Raw genomic sequence first — 22,327 nt, 5'->3', positions numbered from 1 at the left:
AGGAGCCTGCCATGCCCCCGAACCACATGCTGCGACTCGCCGCGAGCAGCAGCACCCTCGCCAACACCTTGTCGGCCGCGGTGCTGGCCTGGCGCGGCCGGCGCGAGAACGCCAGCGCCGCCGCGCCGCTGAACGCCGTCAGCCACTGGCTGTGGGGCGACGAGGCGCTGCAGCACGACGAGGTCGACGCGCGGCACACCGGCGCCGGCCTGCTGATCCATGCGGCCTCGTCGTTCCTGTGGGGCGCCGCGTTCGCGTGGCTGCATTCGCGGCGCGCGCGCCCCGGGCCGCTGGCGGCCGTGGTCGATGCGGCGGCGGTGACCGCCACCGCGGCGGTGGTCGACCTGAAGCTGGTGCCGCGGCGGCTGACGCCCGGCTTCGAGCGGCGGCTGTCGACCGGCGGGCTGGTCTGCGTCTACGCCGCCTTCGCGCTCGGGCTGGCACTCGCCGCACGGCGCAGCTGAGCACGCCACGCGCGCCGCCATTCGTCGGCGAACGGCAGCAGCACCAGCAGCAGCGCCGCGACCCCGGTGGCGGCCAGCCAGCGCAGCGGCACCGGATCGGCCTTCGCGCGCCACGACCAGTCGGCCGTGCCGCTGCCGTCCCACAGCGCGCGGACCTGGTCAGCGTGGACCCAACCCAGCCCGACGAGGCCGACCCACGGCGCGGCGATCTGGATCGCATGCACCCATTGTTCGGCCGGCGGGATGCGGCGGCAGCGGTCGGCATAGACGAGGTCGCACCACACCACCGCCTCGTGGACGATGCAGCAGGCCGCGGCCAGCAGCAGCACCGCGGCATCGATCTCCAGCAGCAGCGCCGCGCTCACCGCGACCGCCATCGACAGCAGCATCGCACCGTGCATCAGCGTCTCGGGCAGGCCGCTGCTGTGCTCGATGCGCTGCACGCGGTGGCACAGCCAGTCCGCCCAGCCGGCCACCAGCCACAGCGGCAGCAGGCCGGCGAACAGCAGCAGTTCGAGAGGCGCAGGGGTCAATTCGTTTCGCTCCGGAATGTCGCGCAGACGGGCAAGCATGCCGTCGCGGCAATCGGCACGCCCGCTCGCGGCATGCGGCTTGCCGTCTTTGCGGTTCCTTCCCCTCGACGGAGAAACCTCCATGGAAAGCAAGGCGAAACTTCTCGGCCACCCGGTGCACCAGATGCTCATCGTGTTCCCGCTCGGGCTGCTGGCCACCTCGGTGATCTTCGACGTGCTGAACATCGCGCTGACGCTACCGGGCATGGCCGCCGCTGCGCACTACCTGATCTGGGCCGGCGTGATCGGCGGGCTGGTGGCCGCGCCGTTCGGCACCATCGACTGGCTGGCGATCCCGCACGGCACCCGCGCCCGCTCGGTGGGGGCGATGCACGGCATCGGCAACGTCATCGTGCTGCTGCTGTTCGCGACCAGCGGCTGGCTGCGCATCGATGCGCCGGCGCAGCCACCGGGCCTCGCGGTGCTGCTGTCGGTGCTCGGCGCGGCGTTGTCGATGGTCACCGCCTGGCTCGGCGGCGAGCTGGTGGACCGGCTGGGCATCGGCATCTCCGACCACGCCGGCCTCGATGCGCCGAGTTCGCTGCACGCGCGCGACGATGCCGGCGTCGCCACGGCGCACGGCGGCGCGCGGCGCTGAGTTCAGCCGCGGGTCATTCGAGTTCGGCCCGCTCGATCCGGCCCTCGGCCAGCAGCACCTGCAATTCCTGCAGGCGCATCGACACCGAACGGCTGGTTCCCTGCTGGTTCCAGCGCAGCAGCGCGAACTCGTCGGTCTGCTCGATCGTGCACGGGCCGGCCGGCACGATCACGAAGCGCTGCGCGCCGTCGTTCCACGACAACGGCACGATGACGTGCGCAGCGGCGCGTCCGGTGGTGGCCGCCACCGCGTCGCTGCGCTGCCCGACCGGCGGGCACGCGCCGGGGGCCAGCGTCCAGTCCTTCGCATCGCGCTCGCTCAGGCGCGGCTCGTGCACATGCAGCGCGACGCTCGTCGCGACCGGATCGCTGGCCGGGAAGGTGTTTTCCAGCGCCTCGTCCAGCAGTTCCTGGTAGGTCGGCACCTTGGCCTGCGCGGACTGCGCCTCGCCGGCGAGCCGGCGTGCCTGCTTGTCGATCGGCAATGACATCCCCATCATCGACTCCTTGTCGTGGTTCAGGCCGCATCGGCCTGCGAATCCGCCTGCGAATCGGCATCGACCCAGCGTTCCAGCCAGTCGACGATGCGCTGCAGCCCGTCGCGCCGGTGCGACGGCTTGCCGGTGGTCAGCACGTGGTGGTCGCCGCCCGGGTACAGCACCATCTCGCACGGCGCGCGGCGGCAGCGCCGCAGCTTCGTGTACAGCTCCTCCGACTGGCCGACCGGGCAGCGCTGGTCGTCCTTGCCCTGCAGGAACAGCGCCGGCGTCGTCGCCTGCTCGATGCTCGTCATCGGCGACAGCCGGGCCATCAGCGCACGCCGCTCCTTCGGCTCGCCGCCGATCGAATAGGCGTCGGCGTAGTAGCCGCTGTCGGAGGTGCCGAAGTGCGATTCGAGGTTGCCGACCGGTGCGCACACCACCGCCGCCTTGAAGCGCCGGCAATGGCCGATCGCCCACGCGCTGAGGTAGCCGCCGTACGAGCCGCCGATGATCGCGAGCCGTTCGTCGACCAGCCCCTTGGCCTGCAGGTCGTCGATGGCCGCCAGCACCTGCGGCAGGTCGAGCTCGCCCCAGCGCGTGCGCAGCCGTGCCGCGAAGTCGCGGCCGTAGCTGCTGGAGCCGACCGTGTTCAAGGCCAGCACCGACCAGCCGCGCGACGCCATCACCTGCCAATACGCATGGGTCGAGAAACTCAGCATCGCGTAGCTGGCCGGGCCGCCGTGGATGTCGACCAGCAGCGGCGTCGGCTCGTCGTCGCGCACGCCGGCGGGGCGCAGCAGCCAGCCGTCGATCTCCTCGTGCCGCCCGCGGCCGTCCGGCACGTTGAAGCGGCGCAGTTCGACCTGCGGCACGCTGCGCCGGTCCCACCAGTCGTTCAGCCGGCTCAAGGGCGTCTCGCCCTCGCCGCGCCAGTCGGCACGGTGCAGCTCGCAGGCGGCATCGGCCCGTTGCGCGGTGAACACCAGATCGCGTTCGTTGCAGGCGAGGCGGTCGACATGGCGGTGCCCGCCGACCACCGCGGTCAACGCGCCGCCCGGCACCGCGATGCTCGCGATGCGCTGCAGGCCGAGGTGGGCCTGCACGAACGCGACGGCGCCGGAGTCGCGGTGCCAGTGCAGCTCGCCCGCGACGACCTCGATCGATTCGTCGCCCAGCGGCTGCACCGACGTGCGCCGTTCATTGCCGTCGCCTTTGCCGACGGCTTCGACATCGATCAACCACAGCGACTGCTGTGCATCGCCGTCCTCGACCGAGCCGCTGAAGACGATCCAATGGCCGTCCGGCGACCAGCCTGGCCAGCTCGAATTGCTTTGCCGGTGCGACAGTCGCTGGCGTGCGCCGGCCTGCCGGCCGTCGAGGCTCAGCATCCAGATGTCGGTGCAATGCTCGAAGCCTGCGTCCTCGCGCGTGCGGCTCAGGCAGATGCGCTCGCCGTCCGGCGCCCACGCCGCGCTGCGCACGTTGAACGGCCCGTGCGTCAGCTGCGTCGCCTCGCCGCTGTCGGCATCGATCAGGAACAGGTGGTGGCGGGTGTCGAGCTCGTAGCCGGTGCCGTCGGCCTTGTACGGCGTGCGCCACACCAGTTGCGGCAACTGCGTGTCGCGCGCCCGGGCCTGCGCGCCCTCGGTGATCTCGTCGGCATCGGCGCGCCGGTCCGGATCGACCGACACCGGGCAGACCGCCAGCAGCAGGTCGCCCTGAGGCCGCCATGCGAACGAGCCGACACCGCGCGGCAGCCGCGTCAACGCACGCGACTCGCCGCCATCGGCCGGGATCAGGTGGATCTGCGAGGTGCCCGTCTCGGCGCGGTCGGACAGGAACGCGATCTGCGAGCCGTCCGGCGCCCAGCGCGGCGCCTCGTCGCGGCTGTCGCTGTGCGTCAGCCGGCGCGGCGGCGCGCCGCCGAGGTCGAAGCACCACAGCGCCGACCGGTAGCGGTCGTCGGCGCGCGACGGACTGCGCACCGCGCAGACGGCCTGCTGCCCGCCTGCGGCGAGGTGCACGTCGGTGATGCGTTGATCGAGAAAGAGGTCATCGATGGAAAAGGCTTGGCGGCTGGTCATGGGCAAGGAGGGTGAAGAGCCCGCGAGGGCCAGGCCCCGCGGGCAGACAGCCGGTCAACGTTGGCCGTTGCCGGATTCCTGGCGGCGTTGCTGGTTCTGCTCGTCGCGGTTGGCCTGCTGGCCTTGCTGACCTTGCTGGCCGCCTTGTTGCCGCTGTTGCGATGCGTCCTGGCCCGCCTGGTTCTGCGAACGCTGGCCGGATTGCTGCTCCTGGTTGCGGTTCTGCTCGTTGCCCTGCGCCTGGTTGTTGCCCGACTGGCCTTGGCCCTGCTGGTTGGTGGCCTGCTGGTTGCGGTTTTGTTCGCTCATCGCGATCTCCTGTGGGTTGAATCGGCGACCTTGCCGACACCCCTCTTCGGCAATCTCCGTACCCGCGGACCGGCCGCACGGATCGTCAGCAACGGTGGGTCGGAAGCAACCGGCCATCGGAAAACCGTGCTGCAACCCACGGGCTGCTCGACCCCCCGCGACCACCGCGCGACCAGCACGCGACGACCGCTCGTTGCCTCGCGCTGCACCGCGCGCCGGTGCGATGGGAACGCGGAATGCCACATCAGCCGAAGGCGTGCATCTGTCGACGTCGCCTTCCCTCAACGCAGTGCCGCGCAGCGATGCGGCTGAAAGGAATTCCATGTTCTCTCACAACAAGCGGCTTCAGTACACCGTGCGGGTCCAGGAGACGAACCCCGGCCTCGCGAACCTGATGCTCGAGCAGTTCGGCGGACCGCAAGGCGAGCTGGCGGCCGCCTGCCGCTACTTCTCGCAGTACCTGGCAGAAGAAGACCCGGGCCGCAAGGACATGCTGATCGACATCGCCACCGAAGAGCTGAGCCACCTCGAGGTGATCGGCACCATCGTCGCGATGCTCAACAAGGGCGCCAAGGGCCAGCTCGCCGAGGCGATGGACAGCGAGGCCGAGCTGTACCGCAGCATCCATGGCGCGGGCAACGATTCGCACGTCACGCAGGTGCTGTATGGCGGCGGGCCGGCCTTCATCAATTCGGCCGGCGTGCCGTGGACCGCGGCCTATGTGGACAGCATCGGCGACCCGAGCTGCGACCTGCGCTCGAACATCGCGGCCGAGGCGCGCGCGAAGATCGTCTACGAGCGGCTGATCAACCTGACCGACGACCCGGGCGTGAAGGAAGCGCTCGGCTTCCTGATGACGCGCGAGATCTCGCACCAGCAATCGTTCGAGAAGGCGCTGTACTCGATGTCGGCCAGCTTCCCGCCGGGCAAGCTGCCGGGCATGAAGGAGTTCAGCAACGTCTACTTCAACATGTCGCAGGGCGACGGCGACACGCGCGGCCCGTGGAACAACGAGCCGGTGTTCGAGTACCGCGAAGCGACGCCGGCGGTCGACGGCGGCTCCGGGCTGCCCGAACCGCAGCTGACCGACGACGAAGCCGGCATCGTGTCGCAGCTGGCGATGCGGACCGCGTCCGATCCGACATCGAACCCGGCCACCGGCGTCGACCTGGCGCGCCTCGGCGGGCAGGTCGATGGCAGCCTGCTCGACGGCAGCGACGGCCTGGACGGCACTGACGGCACTGACGGCGCGGACGGAACCGACGCCGGCGGGCTCGCGTCGACACGGTCGAAGAAGGCCGCCGGTGCAGCGCGATCCGGCACGGCGACGAGCGGCAAGTTGTGAGTTCGTTGCCCGCCGTGCAGGTGCCGGCGTGGCGTCAGCCGCGCCGCTGCATCGGCGCGGTCGTCGCCGTCGCCGGCCTGTGCCTGCTGGCCCTGGCAACGCTGCGGCAGTTCACACTGCTCGACGACCGCATCGCCGGCGCGTTGACGGGTGGCCTGGTGGCTGCCGCGGCCACCGCGGCGGGCACGCTGCCGGTGCTGCTGTCGCAGCGCATCTCGCAGCGCTGCAGCGATGCGCTGCTCGGCTTCGGCGCCGGGGTGATGCTGGCCGCCACCTCGTTCTCGCTGATCATTCCGGCGCTCGAATCCGCGCGCGAGCGCGGCGCCGGTTCCTGGGGCGCCGCTGCAGTGGTCGGCGGCGGCATCCTGCTCGGCGGGCTGTTCCTGCGGCTGGCCGACCGATGGTTGCCGTCGAGCTGGTTCGAGCCGGCCGGCGACAGCGCACAGGCCCGCGCGCTGAAGCGCGCCTGGCTGTTCGTGCTGGCGATCTCGTTGCACAACATTCCCGAAGGGCTCGCGATCGGCGTCGCCTTCGCCGGCCAGGACGCCGGCCCTGCCCGTGCGCTGGCCACCGGCATCTCGCTGCAGGACATTCCCGAGGGCCTGGTGGTGGCGCTCGCGCTGCGCGGCGTCGGCCATGGCCGCTTGCTGTCGGTCGGGCTCGGCGCCGCATCGGGGCTGGTCGAGCCGGTGGCGTCGCTGCTGGGCGCCATTGCCGTCACGATTGCCGGCAGCCTGTTGCCGTGGGGGCTGGCGTTCGCGGCCGGCGCGATGCTGTTCGCGGTCAGCCACGAGGTCATCCCGGGCTCGCACGAGAAAGGCAACGCCACCAGCGCCACCACCGCGCTGATGCTGGGCTTCGTGCTGATGATGGTGCTGGACACCGCACTCGCGTGAGCGCCGCGGCATGCCGCTTGCCGTGTTGCAGCGCGGCATGTGCCGTGCGATCCAGGGATGCGATGGCAGGTCGACAACGAGGTTCGCGACGCGGTGGGCCCGCCGGTCGGTTCGCGAAGGCGCTGGGCCTCCTGGCGTGCTGGGCCGGACTGGCGGCGACCGGGGCGACTGGCCGATGGCCGCGCACGACCACGCCAGCACGCGCTACGCGGCGCTCGACCAGATCGACACCGGCAACGTCGCGAAGCTGCGCCTCGCGTTCAGCTTCTTCACCGGCGTGAAGCGCGGCCATGAAGAAGCCCCTCTGGTGGTCGGCGACACGATGTACCTGGTCGGCCCGTATCCGAACGACCTCTACGCGCTGGACCTGACGAAGCCCGGCGCCAACGTCAAGTGGCACTTCGAACCGCACCCGACGCCGTATGCGCAGGGCGTGGCCTGCTGCGACGTCGTCAACCGCGGTGCCGCCTATGCGGACGGGCGCGTGTTCATCAACACGCTCGATGCACAGACCGTCGCGGTCGATGCCGCCACCGGCCGCGAGCTGTGGCGTCGCCAGCTCGGCGACCCGTCGACCGGCGAGACGATCACGATGGCGCCGCTGGTCGTCAAGGACAAGCTGCTGGTCGGCAATGCCGGCGCCGAGCTGGGCGTGCGTGGCTGGCTGACCGCGCTCGACACCGCGACCGGCCGCACCGTCTGGAAGGCCTGGAGCACCGGCCCGGACAGCGACGTGCTGATCGGCCCCGGGTTCAAGCCCTTCTACGAACAGGACCGCGGCCGCGACCTCGGCGTGCACAGCTGGCCGGCCGATGCCTGGCAGCGCGGCGGCGGCACCGCATGGGGCTGGATCTCGTACGACCCGGCGCTCGACCTGGTGTACTACGGCACCGCCAACCCGGCGCCGTGGAACGCCGAGCAGCGCCAGGGCGACAACAAGTGGACGGCCGGCATCTTCGCGCGGCAGCCCGACACCGGCGCGGCGCGCTGGTTCTACCAGTACGCGCCGCACGACCGGCACGACTACAACGGCACCAACGAGAACGTGCTGCTGACGCTCGCGCTGCAGGGCCGCGAGCGCCAGGTGCTGGTGCACCCGGACCGCAACGGCTTCGTCTACGTGATCGACCGCGAGAGCGGCGAGGTGCTGTCGGCGACGCCCTTCGTCAAGGTCACCACCAGCACCGGCGTCGACCTGGCGAGCGGGCGACCCCGCATGAACCCGGCCGTCGACCCGCGCCTCGGCGAGGTGGTGCGCAACGTCTGCCCGGCCTCGCCCGGCGGCAAGGACTGGCAGCCGTCCGCCTGGTCGCCCCGCACGCGGCTGCTGTACATGCCGCACCAGAACCTGTGCCAGGACATGACGGCCTTCGATGCGAGCTACATCTCCGGCACGCCCTACCTCGGCGCCGAGGTGCGCATGTACGCCGGCCCCGGCGGCCACCGCGGCGTGTTCGGCGCCTGGGACCCGGTGGGCGCGCGCATGGTGTGGTCGATCCGCGAGAACTTCCCGGTCTGGAGCGGCGCCGTCGCGACGGCCGGCGACCTGGTCTTCTACGGCACGATGGACGGCTGGTTCAAGGCGGTCGATGCGCGCACCGGCGAGCTGCTGTGGCGCTTCAAGACCGACTCGGGCATCGTCGGCCAGCCGATCAGCTACCGCGGGCCCGACGGCAAGCAGTACGTCGCGGTGGTCTCGGGTGTCGGCGGCTGGGCCGGCGCGGTCGTGTCGAAGGACCTGGACGTGCGCGACCGCACCGCCGCCAAGGGCTTCTCCGGGGCGATGGCCGACCTCAAGCAGCACACGCAGAAAGGGGGCACCCTGTATGTCTTCTCGCTGCCGTGACCGGTGGTGGCCGCAGGCCGCAGCGCGGGCGCTGGCCTGCGTGCTGGCCTGCGCGGCGAGCGCCTGCGAACGCGAGCGGCGCGAGTTCGACCCGCCGCAGACCTCGGCCAGCGCGCCGCCGCTGCGGCACACCGACCTGCAGCCCGGCAAGCCCGCCGGCGTCGCGGCCGGCGATCCCCACCTGCCGTCGACCGGCTACACCGTCGAAGGCAACGCCTATGCGGTCTCGCAAGGCAAGCGCCTGTACCGCTGGTTCAACTGCAGCGGCTGCCACGCGCCGGGTGGCGGGGGCGATTGGGGCCCGGCGCTCAGCGATGCGCCGTGGATCTACGGCAGCGAGCCGGCCCAGGTCTATGCATCCATCGTGCAGGGCCGGCCGGCCGGCATGCCGTCGTTCGGCAGCCACCTGAGCGAAGACCAGGTCTGGCAACTGGTGGCGTATGTGCGCTCGCTGTCCGGCCAGTTGCGTTCCGACGTGGCGCCCGGCCGCAGCGACGGCATGGCCGGGCGCGAACCCGAGACGCGGCGCAGCCGCGAGACCCCGCAAGCCCAGGTGATCGACGATGGAACCCGTCGCTGACCGCCTCGCCGGCCCCGGCACGCCGCTGCAGGACGCGCTGCTGCCGGCCGGGCCGCAGGCCGTCCACATCCTCGACCTGTGGCGCCTCGGGCTGGGCATCTGCGCGCTGGTGTTCGTGCTGCTCGCCGTGGCGCTCGCGTGGTCGCTGTGGCGCACGCCGCGTGCCGGGCCCGACAGCCGCGCCGACCTGTCGTCGCTGGACCGGCCGGAGCCCGGCCCGCGGCGCGGCGTGTCGGCCGCCATCACCGCGTCGACGCTGCTGCTGCTGTTCCTGATCGTCGCGAGCGTGATGACCGACCGCGCATTGGCCCGGCTGTCGCTGGCCGGCGCGCTCGACGTGCAGGTGACGGCCAGCCAGTGGTGGTGGCAGCTGCGCTACGACGACCCGGTGCCGTCGCGCAGCTTCACCACCGCGAACGAACTGCATGTGCCGGTCGGCCGGCCAGTGGTGCTGACGCTGAAGTCGAGCGACGTGATCCACAGCTTCTGGGCACCCAGCCTGCACGGCAAGAAGGACCTGATCCCCGGCCGCACGGCGCAGCTGCAGTTCCGCGTCGACACGCCAGGCGTGTACCGCGGGCAGTGCGCCGAGTTCTGCGGTGCGCAGCACACCTGGATGGCCTTCGACGTGATCGCCGAGCCGGCCGCCGACTACGAGGCCTGGGCGGCGCGCCAGCGCGAGGCCGCCACCGAGCCGGCCGATGCGGTGCAGCGGCGCGGCCGCGAGCTGTTCACGCGCGGCACCTGCGTGATGTGCCATGCGGTCCAGGGCACGGCGGCCGGCGCACAGCGCGGGCCCGACCTGACCCACCTTGCGCAGCGCCGCATGCTCGGCGCCGGCACGCTGCCCAACACGGCCGTCCAGCTGAAGCGCTGGATCCGCGACCCGCAGGCCTTCAAGCCGGGCGCGCTGATGCCGGCGTCGAACCTCGCGGACGACGAACTCGATGCGATCGTCGCCTACCTCGGGAGCCTGCGATGAGCGAAGCGCCTGTGCGCAACAGCGTGCCACCGACCGCCGGGCAGTCGGCCCGGCTGGAGCAGACCTGGCGCGACCCGCCGGGCCTGCGCGGCTGGGTGTCGGCGGTCAACCACAAGGCGATCGGGCGGCGCTTCATCGTGACGGCCTTCGGCTTCTTCATCGCCGGCGGGCTGCTGGCGCTGCTGATGCGGCTGCAACTGGCCCGGCCCGAAAGCCGGCTGGTCGGGCCGGACCTCTACAACCAGCTCTTCACGATGCACGGCACGACGATGATGTTCCTGTTCGCCGTGCCGGTGATGCAGGCGATGTCGGTCTACCTGGTGCCGCTGATGGTCGGCTCGCGCAGCGTCGCGTTTCCGCGCATGAACGCCTTCGCGTACTGGATCTACCTGTTCGGCGGCTTGATGCTGTACATCGCGTTCGCGTTGAACATCGGGCCCGACGCCGGCTGGTTCAGCTACCCGCCGCTGGCCGGCCCCGACTACGCGCCCGGCAAGCGGGTCGACTTCTGGGCCCAGCTGATCACCTTCACCGAACTGTCCGGCCTGCTGGAGGCGGTGATCCTGATCGTCACCGTCTTCAAGCTGCGCGCGCCGGGCATGCGCCTGGACCGCATGCCCTTGTTCGTGTGGGGCATGCTGGTGACCGCCTTCATGGTGCTGTTCGCGATGCCGTCGGTGATGCTCGCCAGCACCGCGCTGATCATGGACCGGCTCGTCGGCACCCACTTCTACAACCCCGGCGAGGGCGGCGATGCGGTGCTGTGGCAGCACCTGTTCTGGTTCTTCGGCCACCCGGAGGTCTACCTGATCTTCATCCCCGGCCTCGGGTTCATGTCGTCGATCATCCCGACCTTCAGCCGGCGCCCGATCTTCGGCTACGGCGCGATGGTGCTCGCGCTGATCGCGACCGGCTTCCTGTCGTTCGGGCTGTGGGTGCACCACATGTTCGCGACCAACCTGCCGGAACTCGGCAAGAGCTTCTTCACCGCGGCGAGCATGCTGATCGCGATCCCGTCGGCGCTGCAGATCTTCTGCTGGCTCGCGACGCTGGCCACCGGCCGGCTGGTGTTCAGGACCCCGCTGCTGTTCGTGCTCGGGTTCTTCGTGATCCTGGTGATCGGCGGGCTGAGCGGCGTGCTGCTCGCGGCGGTGCCGATCGACCTGCAGGTGCACGACACCTACTTCGTCGTCGCCCACCTGCACTACGTGCTGATCGGCGGCGCGGTGTTCCCGCTGTTCGGCGCGGTCTATTACTGGTTCCCGAAGATGACCGGCCGGCTGCTCGACGAGCGGCTCGGCCGCTGGCACTTCTGGCTGTTCGCGATCGGCTTCAACATCGCGTTCTTCCCGATGCACCTGCTGGGCCTGGCCGGCATGACGCGACGGGTCTACACCTACCCGGCCGAGATGGGCTGGGGCGCGTGGAACGCGCTCAGCAGCGCCGGCGCGCTGGTGGTGGCGGTGGCGGTGCTGCTGTTCGTCGTCAACGTCGCGCGCAGCCTGCGCCACGGGGCGCCGGCCGGTGCCGACCCGTGGGGGGCCGGCACGCTGGAGTGGTCGCTGCCGTCGCCGCCGCCGGCCTGCAACTTCGATGCGATCCCGGTGGTGCACGGGCGCGATCCGCTGTGGGAGCCGTCCGCCGTGCCGACGCACGTGGCCGGCCTCGCCGTCGACAGCCGCGAGCTGCTGTGCACGACGGTGCTCGATGCCGAACCGGAATCGCGCGACAGCCTGCCGGGACCGACGGCGTGGCCGTTCTGGGCCGCGGTGGCGGCCACGCTGCTGTTCGTCGGCTCGGTCTTCACGCCATGGGCGGTGGTGTGGTTCGCGCTGCCGGTGGCGGTGGCGCTGACGGCCTGGTTCTGGCCGAAGGCCGCCGAGACGCGGGCGAGCGTCGCGCTGGAGAAGGCCCCATGAGCGCGGCACGGGACAGCGACCGCGCGCAGGCGCTGGACGTGTCGGCGCTGCCGAGCTTCGGCTTCGGCCGGCGCAGCCTCACCTGGTGGGGCACGCTCGGCATGATGGCGATCGAGGGCACGCTGTTCGCGCTGGCGGTGGCCAGCTACTTCTTCCTGCGCAGCCACGTCGAGGTGTGGCCGATGAACGAGCCGCCGCCGCAACTCGCGTGGGGCACGCTGAACACCGTGCTGCTGGTCGCCAGCCTGCTGCCCAACCACCTCGCGAAGCGTGCCGGCGAGCGGCTCGACCATGCGGCCTGCCGGCGCTGGGCCACGGTGACCCTGGTGGCCGCCCTGCTGGCGGTGCTGCTGCGCGCCTTCGAGTTCGGCAGCCTCAACTGCCGCTGGGACAGCGATGCCTACGGCTCCATCGTCTGGACGCTGCTGGGCCTGCACACGCTGCACCTGGTGACCGACACCTGGGACAGCGCGGTGCTGGTCGCGCTGCTGTTCACCGGCCCGTGGGAAGGCAAGCGCTTCGTCGACGTGCACGAGAACGCGATCTACTGGCTGTTCGTCGTGCTGAGCTGGCTGCCGCTGTACGCAGTGCTGTACTGGGCGCCGCGCGGGGGAGCGGTGTGACGGTGTGGCCGGCCCTGATCGGCGCGCCGCTCGCGGCGCTCGCGCAGCAGTCGATCCTGCTGGCGCTGGTGACGCCGTCGTGCAGCCGGCAGTCCACGTCGACGCTGCACGCGGTTTCGGCGCTGGCCTTGCTGCTGGTGCTCGCGGCCACCGCGGCCGCGATCGCGGAATGGCAACGCCGGCACGGGCCCGGCGACGGCCGGCGCCGGCTGCTCGCCGCCGTCGCGGCCTGGACCGGCGCGCTGTCGGCGCTGGCCAGTCTCGCGATGTGGATGCCGGTGTGGGTGCTCTCGCCGTGCATCAACTGATGCCGCGGCCGAGGCATTCGGCGCTGCCGGCGCTGCTGCTGCCGGCGGTCGTGGTCGCGCACCCCGGCACGCCGGCGGGCGAGGCGGCCCCGGCCAGCATCGTCGGCACCGAGCCCTGGGTGTTCGCATGGCTGGCGCTGTCGATCGGCCTGTATGCCATCGGCACCGCCCGGCTGTGGCGGCATGCGGGAGCCGGCCGCGGGCTGCATGCCGGCACGGTGGCAGCCGGTGCTGCCGGTTTCGCCGTCCTCGCGCTCGCGCTCGCGTCGCCGGTCGATGCGCTGGCCGACCGGCTCTTCGCGGCCCACATGGTGCAGCACGAATTGCTGATGGTCGTCGCCGCGCCGCTGCTGGTGCTGGGCCGGCCGCTCGCCGCGTGGGCCTGGGCGCTGCCGCCGGCTGCACGGCAGCGCGTCGGCGGGTGGCTGCGGCATCCGGCGTGGCGCGTGCCGTGGCGGGCACTGACCCATCCGCTGTCGGCCTGGAGCCTGCATGCGCTCGCGCTGTGGGCCTGGCACCTGCCGCTGTGTTTCGAGGCGGCGCTGCGCTCGCCGGCCTGGCATGCGCTGCAGCACGCCAGCTTCCTCGGCACCGCGCTGCTGTTCTGGTGGTGCACGCTGGCCGCGGTGCCGCGCCGCGCGATCGGCGGCGCGCTGCTGTCGCTGTTCACGACGATGCTGCACACCGGCGCGCTCGGCGCGTTGTTCAGCCTGTCGCCGCTGGTCTGGTACCCGCACTACCTCGGCAGCGCGCCGGTGCTCGGCCTCGATCCGCTGGAAGACCAGCAGCTGGGCGGGCTGATCATGTGGGTGCCGGCCGGCGCGGCGTACCTGGCTGCCGCGCTGTGGCAGGTGCAGCGTGCGCTGCAGGGCGGCGGACTGCAACAGGCCGCACGCTGACGAGCACGCCGCCGTCGCCCGACCCTCACGCAACAGCCAGCCGCTGCGGCGCATCCAGCCCGCGTTGCGACACCTGCTCGAATTCGGCCGGGTCGTGCGAGCAGACGATGCACACGTCGCCGCGTTGCCGCTTCAGCTCGCGCAGCCGGCGCTGGTTCGCGAGGCGGGCACGGCGGTCCTTTTCCATCAGCGCCTGGTACAGGCGCAGCCCGAGGCGGCAGCGCGGGTGCGGGTCGAGCTCGCGGCGGTCGAAGTAGGCATCGCCGGCCTGCAACACCCAGCCCGCTCCGCCGCGAATCGCGACACCCGCATGGCCCAGCGTGTGGCCGGCCAGCGGCACCAGCGCAATGCCCTGCGGCAGCCCGTTGCCGGTGCAGCAGCCGTCGAAGCCCTGCCAGGGTTCGCCGCCGTCCACGCCGTGCACCACCCAGCGGCCCTGCCCGGACCACTGCTCGGGCCGGTAGCGTTGCCGGTCGAGCCACGTCGCCTGCGCGAGTGCGCTGTCGCGCTCGGTGGCCAGCAGGTGCACGCGCGCGTCCGGGAAGTCGTCCAGGCCGCCGGCGTGGTCGAAGTCGAGGTGCGTCAGCACGATGTGCCGGACATCGGCAGCGCGGTGGCCGAGTGCCTCGATTTGCCGCAACGCGGTCATCTCTTCCTTGAAGTCCGGGCTCATCACCGACAGGAAGAAGCGGCTCAGCCGTTCGCGCGGCCGCGCAATGTCCTGCAGGCCGAAGCCGGTGTCGACCAGCACCAGCCCATCGTTCGACTCGACGAGCAGGCAGTGGCAGCACAGCCTTCCACGTTCGAAGACGGACGCGGCGCGGCCGTCCATCAGCCAGCCGCCGAGCGGGCAGGACGAGATGCAGTTCAGGTGGTGGATGCGCATGGGGAACTTCCTCGGTGACGGTGCTGCCGTTGCGGCAAACGGTGTGCGAGGAAGCGCCACAGGCCCGGGTCAAGCGGTGCCGGGCTCGCGCCGCACACGAGTCCCCTTCGCATCGAGCAGCGGCGGCTGCTCGAAGGTGTGGAACGGTGCCGGCGACGGCACCTCCCATTCGAGCCCTTCCGCGCCTTCCCACGGCTTCGCGGCTGCCGGCGCGCCGCGCTTGCGCAGCACCGGCAGCACGATGAAGAGGACGAAGCCGGCCTGCGCGAGGCCGAACACGAAGGCCGAGACCGAGACCAGCCGGTTGAAGTCGGTGAACTGCATCGCATAGTCGGCATAGCGGCGCGGCATGCCGGCAAGCCCGAGGAAGTGCATCGGGAAGAACGTGAGGTTCAGGCTGACGAGCGAGACCCAGAAGTGGACCTGGCCGCGCCGCTCGGGGTACATCACGCCGCTCCACTTCGGCGCCCAGTAGTAGAAGCCGGCGAACATCGCGAACAGCGAACCGGCGACCAGCACATAGTGGAAGTGCGCGATGACGTAGTAGGTGTCGTGCACCTGGATGTCGATCGGCGCGACCGACAGGATGACGCCGCTGAGCCCGCCGACCGAGAACACGAAGATGAAGCCGGCGGCGAACAGCATCGGCGTCTCGAACGTCATCGAGCCGCGCCACATGGTGGCGATCCAGTTGAACACCTTCACGCCGGTCGGCACGGCCACCAGCATCGTCGCGTACATGAAGAACAGCTGCCCCGTCACCGGCATGCCGGTCGCGAACATGTGGTGCGCCCAGACGATGAACGACAGCACGCCGATCGCCGCCAGCGCATAGACCATCGAGGTGTAGCCGAACAGCCGCTTGCGGGCGAAGGCCGGCACCACGTGGCTGATGATGCCGAAGGCCGGCAGGATCATGATGTAGACCTCCGGGTGGCCGAAGAACCAGAAGATGTGCTGGTAGAGCACCGGGTCGCCGCCGGCGGCGGCGTTGAAGAAGCCGGTGCCGAAGTGGCGGTCGGTCAGCGTCATCGTCAGCGCGCCGGCCAGCACCGGCATCACCCCGATCAGCAGGTAGGCGGTGATGAGCCAGCCCCAGCAGAACATCGGCATCTTCATCAGCGTCATGCCGGGCGCGCGCATGTTCAGCAGCGTCACGATGATGTTGATCGAGCCCATGATCGACGACGCGCCGAGCAGGTGCAGCGAGAAGATCGCGAAGTCGAGGCTCTGCGGCATCTGGAAGGTCAGCGGCGGGTACAGCGTCCAGCCGGCGGCCGGCGCGCCGCCGGGCATGAAGAAGCTCGCGACCAGCACGATCGCTGCCGGAATGGTGAGCCAGAAGCTGAGGTTGTTCATGCGCGCGAAGGCCATGTCCGACGCGCCGATCTGCAGCGGAATCATCCAGTTCGCGAAGCCGACGAAGGCCGGCATGATCGCGCCGAACACCATGATGAGCCCGTGCATCGTCACCATCTGGTTGTAGAGGTGCGGGTTGACGATCTGCAACCCGGGCTGGAACAGCTCGGCGCGGATCAGCAGCGCCAGCACGCCGCCGACCATGAACATCGTCAGGCTGAACAACAGGTACAGCGTGCCGATGTCCTTGTGGTTGGTCGCGAACAACCAGCGCCGCCAGCCGTGCGGCAGGGCGTGCGCCTCGTCGGCGTGCGAACCCGGCACGGACGGGTCGCTGCCCAGGGTCGTCGAGGTACTCATCGCGGTTCACTCCCTCTCGAGGGAGCGAGCCCGCGACGCAGGCTCGCTCCGGTTCAGGTCTGGTGCGTCTTGTCGCTGCGGTCAGCGGCCGGTGCCGGACCCGGTGCCGCTCGTCCCGTTGGGCGTGGTCGAGCCGCTGCCGGAGGTGCCGTTGCTGTTCGAGCCCCCGTTGCCGCCCATGCCGGTGCCGGTGCCGTTGCTGTTCCCGTTGCTGTTGTTGCCGTTGCGCTTGTCGCTGTCCCTGACGTTCTTGTGCTTGCGCTTGGCGGCCGATGCCGCGGACCCTGCCTGGTCGGCCCTGTCCTTCGAACGGTCTTCGGTCGCGCTGCCGCCGGCGCCGCTGGTGCCTGCGTTGCCGCCGGTCCCACCGGTCGTCGATCCGGAACCGGAGGTGCCCTGGGCCGCGGCCAGCGTGACCGATGCGATGAGCGACGCGACGGCGAGGGCCGTCCTGGCGAACCTGATGCTTGTCATGATGAGGATCTCCTGTGGAGTTGAAACGATGCGGATGCGACGTCCCGGCCAGGTGACCGCGCCGTCGCTGCCGCCATCGCAGCAATCGGCATGCGAAGAACCGCTTCGTGGCGGAACGTCGATTGCCCGATCGGTGCACCTGTCCCAAGGAGAGCCACATGCCGTACGTCAATCCGTTGCCCCAGACCCCACTGTCGTCATCCCTCGAGCGCCGGATCACGCTGCTCGACTGGGCGGCCTTCCTGCTGCTGGTGATCGGCGGCCTGAACCTCGGGCTCTACGCCGTGTTCGGCGTCGACGCGGTCGGTGCCGTGCTCGGCGGCAATGGACTGTCGGCGCGGCTGCTGCACGGCCTGGTCGGCTGCGCCGCGCTGTACGGCATGGTGCGCGCGGTGCAGTCCGGCGGGCTGGACTGAAGCGACCGAAAGCGGCGGTCAGCGCACGCCGGACGCCTGGCTGTCGACGACGCCGGGAATCGCCGAGCTGCGCGGGAAGGCGTTCTTCAACGCATCGACACCGGCTTGCGGACGGGCCAGCGGCAACAGGTCGGTGCGCTGGCGGCGGCGCTCGCCGCTGCGCATCGTCAGGTCGGCATCATGCCGCTGCAGCAGTGTCGGATCGAGTTCGCCGTCCCGGTTGAACGACCAGGCCAGCATCGGCGGGCCGAGCGGCAGCGCGTCGGCGCCCCGGCCGTCGGTACCGGTGTTCCAGAAGTGCCAGGTTTTGCCGTAGCTGTTGATCTTCTGGCGCATCAAGGCCTTCTCGGCGATCAGCGGAATCCCGGGTGCCGCCAGCTGCCCGCTGAGGATCTCGCCGTTGTGGGGGTGCCAGTACGGCCGCTCCGCGACAGGCAGCGTCGCGAACAGTTTCTCGGACACGATGTACTCGACGCCGACCAGCCGCGCATCGCGCGTGTTGCCGTCGAACAGCGCGCACTGCGCGAAGTCCTCGTTCATCTGGTGGCAGAAGTGATGCGCCTCCATCTGCCGGGACGGCGCCTCCTTCATCGGATGGAAGCCGACGAGGTAGACGTCCATCGGCGCGAGCGGCGCCGAGCGCTGCAGCAGCTTCGCACCGGCTTCGAGGGTTCGCGTGGTGGCGGACTTGTCGTCGCCGGGGGGTGCGGCGACTGCAGCTGCGGCGAGACAAGCCAGCAGCGTGGCGCAGCAGGTCGAACCGGGCATCGAGCGTGTGGGCATGGGGGCCTCCGGGGGTGATGGCGATGCCGCACAGCGGCAATCGCCATTCCCCTGCGCCCGCTCGACGACCGGCTCGCCGTCAGGCCGCCCCGGCCATCAGCTGCTGCTTGCGCGAAGCGATCTCGGCGCCGAGCGCCGCCATGTCCAGCTTCGTCGCACGCGCCTTCGGGAAGATCTCGTTCTGCTCTTCCTTCACATGGTGCTTGACGTATTCGGACAAGACCTTGATCTTCGCGTCGAACATCTCGCCGTCCGGCTCGACGCCTTCGACCTGGGCGATCAGGTCCTTCAGCGTCGCATGCTCGACCGTCGCCTCGGGGATCAGTTCCTTGTCCTTCAACGCCTGCTTGACGGCCGGGTAGAAGATCTCTTCCTCGACCTGCGCGTGCACCGTCAGCTCGCTGCAGATCCTGCTGACGATGTCCTTCTTGCGCGTCGTCGCCCGCGCCTTCTCGTATTGCTCGAAGAGCGCGCTGACTGCCTGGTGGTCGGCGCGCAGCAATGCCGTGGCGTCTTGCGCCTTCGGCGCGGCCGTCTTCGCGCGGGGGGTCTTGCCGGCCGGCGCCTTGCGCGCGGTCGTCGCCTTCTTCGAGGCGGTCTTCTGGGTTGCAGTTGCCATGTCGATTCTCCTGAGTCGTTTGAAATGCGTGCTCTTCGAGCCTGCGCATCATCGAAGCGACCTGAGCCGACGTCCCTAGGAACGACACGGATTTGCGCGTAGGCGAAGCGGCCACCTTGCATGTCGAAGCGCGCCTACGCCCCACCCTATCCCACACCCCCTGCGACGCATCGGCGCGTTCGCCTACGCGCCGATGCGCGTTTCGCCATCGCGCAACGGCGTGCCCTCCCCTAAGCTGGGCCACCACCTCGGGAGTCCACCATGCTTCGCAAACTCATCGTCCTCGCCATCACGTCCGGCCTCGCCAAGAAGGCCTGGGACGTCTATCGCGCACGCCAGGCCGGCGTCGACGCTCCCTCGGCCGCAACGGCCTCCCGGCGTCCCGCGGCACCGCCCGTGACGCCCAACGCCTGACCTGCCGAAGGATCGCCATGCACCTCGTCGCCTTCTCGCACCTGCGCTGGAACTTCGTCTACCAGCGCCCCCAGCACCTGCTGTCGCGCCTGGCGTTGCGCTACCGCGTCCTGTTCGTCGAAGAACCGATGAAGGATGCGTCCGAAGCGCGCCTGGAGGTCACCACGCCGGCACCGGGCATCACCGTGCTGCGTCCGCACACGCCGGTCGAGGCCCCAGGCTTCCATGACGACCAGCTGGCCGCGGTACTGCCCTTGCTGCGGGCCTACCTCGAAAACCAGGGGATCACCGACTACGCGGCCTGGTTCTACACGCCGATGGCCTTGCCGCTGATCGCCGAGCTGGAGCCGCGTGCCGTCATCTTCGACTGCATGGACGAGCTGTCGGCGTTTCGCGATGCGCCGCGTCAACTGCACCAGCGCGAATCGGCACTGATGAAGCGGGCCGACCTGGTGCTGACCGGTGGGCCCAGCCTGTACGCCGCGAAGCGCCACCTGAATCCGAACGTGATGTGCCTGCCGAGCGCCGTCGATGCGGCCCACTACGCGCCGCGCTGCGCCGCCGAGCGGCACGACCTGGTCCGCGAAGCCGAGGAACTGCAGGCCGGAGTGCCCGGCCCGCGGCTGGGCTTCTTCGGCGTGATCGACGAACGCCTCGACATCGGCCTGATCGCCGCGCTGGCCGACGCCCACCCCGCCTGGCAGATCGTGATGGTCGGGCCGGTCGTCAAGATCGACCCGGCGAGCCTGCCGCAGCGCCCGAACATCGCATGGCTCGGCCAGCAGCCGTACGCGCTGCTGCCGCAACTGGTCCGCAGCTGGGACGTCTGCCTGCTGCCGTTCGCGCTGAACGAGGCGACGCGCTTCATCAGCCCGACCAAGACGCTCGAGTACATGGCTGCGGAGAAGCCGGTGGTGAGCACCGCGGTGCACGACGTGGTCGAGCTGTATGGCGACCTGGTGCGCATCGGCCGCGACGCGGCGTCGTTCATCGACGCCTGCGCCGACGCGCTGGACGAAACGGCCAACGAACACGAGGCCCGCGTCGGCCGGATGAACGAGCGCGTGGCGATGTACTCGTGGGACCGCACCGCCGAGACGATCGTCCGTGCCATCGGCGACGTGGTGCGGCCCGTGCCGGTGCAGGCGGCGAACACCGCGCTGGAACCGGTCCAGGCCATCGTGGCGCAGCGCCCGGCCGCCGGCGGCGCAGCGCTGGCCGTGGCGAAGACGATCTAGCGCCGCCGTGCCATGCCACCGATGGAGTTCGCCTACCCACGCCCGCAGCTGCAACGCGCCGACTGGACCTCGCTGAACGGCGCGTGGCAGTTCCGCTTCGACGACGAGCGGCGGTTCTCGCACCCCAGCCAGGTCACCGACTGGCCGCTGCGCATCGAGGTGCCGTTCGCCCCCGAGGCGCGCGCGAGCGGCGTGGCCGACACCGGCTTCCACAGCGCGTGCTGGTACCAGCGCGAGTTCGAGTGCATGCCGGCGGGCGACCGCGTGGTCCTGCACTTCGGTGCGGCGGACTACGCCGCCACCGTCTGGGTCAACGGGCAACTGGCGACCACCCACGAGGGCGGGCACACCCCGTTCTCGGTCGACATCACCGGCATGCTGTCGCCCGGCGGCCGCCAGGTGCTGAGCGTGCTGGTGGAAGACGATCCGCACGACCTCGCGAAGCCGCGCGGCAAGCAGGACTGGCAGGAGCAGCCGCATTCGATCTGGTACCCGCGCACCACCGGGTTGTGGCAGACGGTGTGGTTCGAACGCGTGGACCGCACCTACATCGACAAGATCCGCTGGACGCCGCATGTCGAGAACTTCGCGATCGCGTTCGAAGCGCATGTCGCCGGCGACGCGCCGGACGGCCTGTCGATCGACGTCGCGCTGCGCTGCGGCAAGCGGATGCTGGCACGCGACAGCTATGCGCTGTCGGACCGCGAGCTGGAGCGCTCCATCGTGCTGCCCGACCCGGGCATCGACGACTACCGCAATGAAATGCTGTGGAGCCCCGAGCGGCCGACGCTGATCGACGCGACCATCACGCTGCGCCGCGGCGACCAGGTGCTGGACACCTTCACGTCGTACACCGCGCTGCGCTCGGTCACCATCCTGCGCGACCGCTTCATGCTGAACGGCCGGCCGTACATGCTGCGGCTGGTGCTCGACCAGGGCTACTGGCCGGACACGCTGATGACCCCGCCCGGCGATGCCGGCCTGAAGCGCGATGTCGAACTCGCGAAGGCGATGGGCTTCAACGGCGTGCGCAAGCACCAGAAGATCGAGGATCCGCGCTACCTCTACTGGGCCGACCGGCTCGGGTTGCTGGTCTGGGAGGAGATGCCGTCGGCGTACCGCTTCACGCGCACCGCGATCCGGCGCACGGTGCGCGAATGGTCCGAGGTGATCGACCGCGACTACAGCCACCCCTGCGTGATCGTCTGGGTGCCGTTCAACGAAAGCTGGGGCGTGCCGGAGCTGCCCGCGGTCGGCAAGCAGCGCCATGCGGTCGAGGCGCTGTACCACCTGACGAAGACGCTCGACGCGACGCGCCCGGTGATCGGCAATGACGGCTGGGAAAGCAGCGCCACCGACATCATCGGCATCCACGACTACGACGCGAACGTCGAGCACATCCGCCACCGCTATGGCGCCGACGTGAAGGCCGACCAGCTGTTCGACCGGCGCCGGCCCGGCGGGCGCATCCTGACGCTCGACGGCTACCCGCACCGCGGGCAGCCGATCATGCTGACCGAGTTCGGCGGCATTGCGTACGCCGCGCCCGGATCCGCGAAGGAAGGCACCGTGTGGGGCTACACCGTGGCCGAGGACCTCGAGACGTTCCACCGCATGTACGCCGACCTGCTGCAGACCATCATCCACACGGCGTTGTTCTCCGGCTTCTGCTACACGCAGTTCGCCGACACGTTCCAGGAAGCGAACGGCCTGCTGTGCGCCGACCGGACCCCGAAGATCCCGATCGAAGCGATTGCGCAGGCGACGCGCGCGTCCCGGACCCACATCCCGGGCGGCGTCTGACCGGTGGATCGATCGAGTCGACGACGTAGCGGCGCAGCGCGTCCTCCAGCGCCGGCATCACGCTGCCGC

At 70.5% G+C, this 22,327-nt stretch carries 24 protein-coding genes; 15 read left to right on the top strand and 9 right to left on the bottom strand.

Going from position 1 to position 22,327, the window contains the following annotated elements; translation table 11 throughout:
* Nucleotides 1–11 precede the first annotated feature (11 nt).
* Nucleotides 12–464, top strand: a complete 453-nt coding sequence (locus tag ASC98_RS07585; protein ID WP_235581198.1) for a hypothetical protein — start codon at nucleotides 12–14, stop codon at nucleotides 462–464.
* On the opposite strand, the gene ASC98_RS07580 is transcribed toward ASC98_RS07585, so the two are convergent.
* Entirely contained in the window at nucleotides 416–997 is a 582-nt protein-coding gene (locus ASC98_RS07580; protein ID WP_056810832.1) for a hypothetical protein, read from the bottom strand. The two genes, ASC98_RS07585 and ASC98_RS07580, sit on opposite strands and share 49 nt — an antisense overlap.
* Nucleotides 998–1,118: 121 nt before the next feature.
* On the opposite strand from ASC98_RS07580, the gene ASC98_RS07575 reads away from it, so the two are divergent.
* Nucleotides 1,119–1,634 carry a DUF2231 domain-containing protein gene (locus ASC98_RS07575; protein ID WP_056810829.1) on the top strand — a complete coding sequence of 172 codons (516 nt, stop codon included), beginning with the start codon at nucleotides 1,119–1,121 and terminating at the stop codon, nucleotides 1,632–1,634.
* Between the two features lie 13 nt (nucleotides 1,635–1,647).
* Here the strand turns inward: ASC98_RS07575 and ASC98_RS07570 are convergent, their stop codons facing one another.
* From ASC98_RS07570 to ASC98_RS07560, 3 genes are read right to left on the bottom strand one after another with little or no spacing between them, the layout of a single operon-like run.
* Nucleotides 1,648–2,130: a hypothetical protein gene (locus ASC98_RS07570; protein ID WP_162249323.1), complete on the bottom strand. Its 483-nt coding sequence runs from the start codon at nucleotides 2,128–2,130 to the stop codon at nucleotides 1,648–1,650.
* Between the two features lie 20 nt (nucleotides 2,131–2,150).
* The gene (locus ASC98_RS07565; RefSeq protein WP_056810825.1) at nucleotides 2,151–4,199 is read right to left on the bottom strand and encodes a S9 family peptidase; all 2,049 of its coding nucleotides are present in this window, start codon (nucleotides 4,197–4,199) and stop codon (nucleotides 2,151–2,153) included.
* 54 nt (nucleotides 4,200–4,253) lie between these two features.
* Nucleotides 4,254–4,508 (bottom strand): hypothetical protein, encoded by a 255-nt coding sequence (locus tag ASC98_RS07560; protein ID WP_056810822.1) that lies wholly within the window; start codon nucleotides 4,506–4,508, stop codon nucleotides 4,254–4,256.
* A gap of 322 nt (nucleotides 4,509–4,830) precedes the next feature.
* Between ASC98_RS07560 and ASC98_RS07555 the strand changes: the two genes are divergently transcribed.
* The 9 genes from ASC98_RS07555 to ASC98_RS07515 are packed head-to-tail and all read left to right on the top strand — an operon-like array spanning nucleotide 4,831 to nucleotide 13,906.
* Nucleotides 4,831–5,853, top strand: a complete 1,023-nt coding sequence (locus ASC98_RS07555; protein ID WP_082542131.1) for a manganese catalase family protein — start codon at nucleotides 4,831–4,833, stop codon at nucleotides 5,851–5,853.
* On the top strand, nucleotides 5,850–6,749 hold the full coding sequence (locus tag ASC98_RS07550) for a ZIP family metal transporter (protein ID WP_056810819.1): 900 nt from the start codon (nucleotides 5,850–5,852) through the stop codon (nucleotides 6,747–6,749). The genes ASC98_RS07555 and ASC98_RS07550 overlap by 4 nt, the downstream gene beginning before the upstream one ends.
* Before the next feature lie 10 nt (nucleotides 6,750–6,759).
* On the top strand, nucleotides 6,760–8,595 hold the full coding sequence (locus tag ASC98_RS07545; RefSeq protein ID WP_369821158.1) for a methanol/ethanol family PQQ-dependent dehydrogenase: 1,836 nt from the start codon (nucleotides 6,760–6,762) through the stop codon (nucleotides 8,593–8,595).
* The gene (locus tag ASC98_RS07540) at nucleotides 8,576–9,175 is read left to right on the top strand and encodes a cytochrome c (protein ID WP_056810817.1); all 600 of its coding nucleotides are present in this window, start codon (nucleotides 8,576–8,578) and stop codon (nucleotides 9,173–9,175) included. The genes ASC98_RS07545 and ASC98_RS07540 overlap by 20 nt, the downstream gene beginning before the upstream one ends.
* A complete protein-coding gene (gene coxB / locus ASC98_RS07535) occupies nucleotides 9,159–10,157 on the top strand; it encodes a cytochrome c oxidase subunit II (protein WP_200953080.1) in 999 nt (332 codons plus the stop codon). Before ASC98_RS07540 ends, coxB begins: the two co-directional genes overlap by 17 nt.
* Nucleotides 10,154–12,076, top strand: coding sequence for a cytochrome c oxidase subunit I (ctaD, locus tag ASC98_RS07530; protein WP_056810814.1), 1,923 nt, complete (start codon nucleotides 10,154–10,156; stop codon nucleotides 12,074–12,076). Before coxB ends, ctaD (ASC98_RS07530) begins: the two co-directional genes overlap by 4 nt.
* Nucleotides 12,073–12,699 carry a cytochrome c oxidase subunit 3 gene (locus ASC98_RS07525; protein WP_056810811.1) on the top strand — a complete coding sequence of 209 codons (627 nt, stop codon included), beginning with the start codon at nucleotides 12,073–12,075 and terminating at the stop codon, nucleotides 12,697–12,699. Before ctaD (ASC98_RS07530) ends, ASC98_RS07525 begins: the two co-directional genes overlap by 4 nt.
* Before the next feature lie 2 nt (nucleotides 12,700–12,701).
* Nucleotides 12,702–13,007 carry a hypothetical protein gene (locus tag ASC98_RS07520; RefSeq protein ID WP_157598119.1) on the top strand — a complete coding sequence of 102 codons (306 nt, stop codon included), beginning with the start codon at nucleotides 12,702–12,704 and terminating at the stop codon, nucleotides 13,005–13,007.
* Complete coding sequence (locus tag ASC98_RS07515; protein WP_056810805.1) at nucleotides 13,007–13,906, top strand: cytochrome c oxidase assembly protein; 900 nt, start codon at nucleotides 13,007–13,009, stop codon at nucleotides 13,904–13,906. Before ASC98_RS07520 ends, ASC98_RS07515 begins: the two co-directional genes overlap by 1 nt.
* Nucleotides 13,907–13,931: 25 nt before the next feature.
* Here the strand turns inward: ASC98_RS07515 and ASC98_RS07510 are convergent, their stop codons facing one another.
* From ASC98_RS07510 to ASC98_RS07500, 3 genes are all read right to left on the bottom strand, one after another.
* A complete protein-coding gene (locus ASC98_RS07510) occupies nucleotides 13,932–14,792 on the bottom strand; it encodes an MBL fold metallo-hydrolase (protein WP_056810803.1) in 861 nt (286 codons plus the stop codon).
* Nucleotides 14,793–14,861: 69 nt separating this feature from the next.
* Nucleotides 14,862–16,511 (bottom strand): cytochrome c oxidase subunit I, encoded by a 1,650-nt coding sequence (ctaD, locus tag ASC98_RS07505; protein ID WP_082542132.1) that lies wholly within the window; start codon nucleotides 16,509–16,511, stop codon nucleotides 14,862–14,864.
* A gap of 81 nt (nucleotides 16,512–16,592) precedes the next feature.
* A complete protein-coding gene (locus ASC98_RS07500; protein WP_056810800.1) occupies nucleotides 16,593–16,985 on the bottom strand; it encodes a hypothetical protein in 393 nt (130 codons plus the stop codon).
* Between the two features lie 158 nt (nucleotides 16,986–17,143).
* Between ASC98_RS07500 and ASC98_RS07495 the strand changes: the two genes are divergently transcribed.
* The gene (locus ASC98_RS07495) at nucleotides 17,144–17,401 is read left to right on the top strand and encodes a DUF378 domain-containing protein (RefSeq protein WP_056810796.1); all 258 of its coding nucleotides are present in this window, start codon (nucleotides 17,144–17,146) and stop codon (nucleotides 17,399–17,401) included.
* A gap of 18 nt (nucleotides 17,402–17,419) precedes the next feature.
* On the opposite strand, the gene ASC98_RS07490 is transcribed toward ASC98_RS07495, so the two are convergent.
* Both ASC98_RS07490 and ASC98_RS07485 read right to left on the bottom strand, forming a co-directional pair.
* Nucleotides 17,420–18,184, bottom strand: a complete 765-nt coding sequence (locus ASC98_RS07490; RefSeq protein WP_056810793.1) for an OBAP family protein — start codon at nucleotides 18,182–18,184, stop codon at nucleotides 17,420–17,422.
* A 79-nt stretch (nucleotides 18,185–18,263) separates the two neighbouring features.
* Complete coding sequence (locus ASC98_RS07485) at nucleotides 18,264–18,803, bottom strand: hemerythrin domain-containing protein (protein ID WP_082542133.1); 540 nt, start codon at nucleotides 18,801–18,803, stop codon at nucleotides 18,264–18,266.
* Nucleotides 18,804–19,064: 261 nt separating this feature from the next.
* Between ASC98_RS07485 and ASC98_RS30175 the strand changes: the two genes are divergently transcribed.
* From ASC98_RS30175 to ASC98_RS07475, 3 genes are read left to right on the top strand one after another with little or no spacing between them, the layout of a single operon-like run.
* Nucleotides 19,065–19,217 carry a hypothetical protein gene (locus tag ASC98_RS30175; RefSeq protein WP_157598120.1) on the top strand — a complete coding sequence of 51 codons (153 nt, stop codon included), beginning with the start codon at nucleotides 19,065–19,067 and terminating at the stop codon, nucleotides 19,215–19,217.
* 17 nt (nucleotides 19,218–19,234) lie between these two features.
* Nucleotides 19,235–20,455 (top strand): glycosyltransferase, encoded by a 1,221-nt coding sequence (locus tag ASC98_RS07480; RefSeq protein ID WP_056819841.1) that lies wholly within the window; start codon nucleotides 19,235–19,237, stop codon nucleotides 20,453–20,455.
* 21 nt (nucleotides 20,456–20,476) lie between these two features.
* Nucleotides 20,477–22,258: a glycoside hydrolase family 2 protein gene (locus ASC98_RS07475; RefSeq protein ID WP_056810788.1), complete on the top strand. Its 1,782-nt coding sequence runs from the start codon at nucleotides 20,477–20,479 to the stop codon at nucleotides 22,256–22,258.
* Nucleotides 22,259–22,327 lie beyond the last annotated feature (69 nt).

The organism is Rhizobacter sp. Root1238, assembly GCF_001425825.1.
GTDB lineage: Bacteria > Pseudomonadota > Gammaproteobacteria > Burkholderiales > Burkholderiaceae_C > Rhizobacter.
This window is presented reverse-complemented; position numbering and strand designations above follow the sequence as displayed.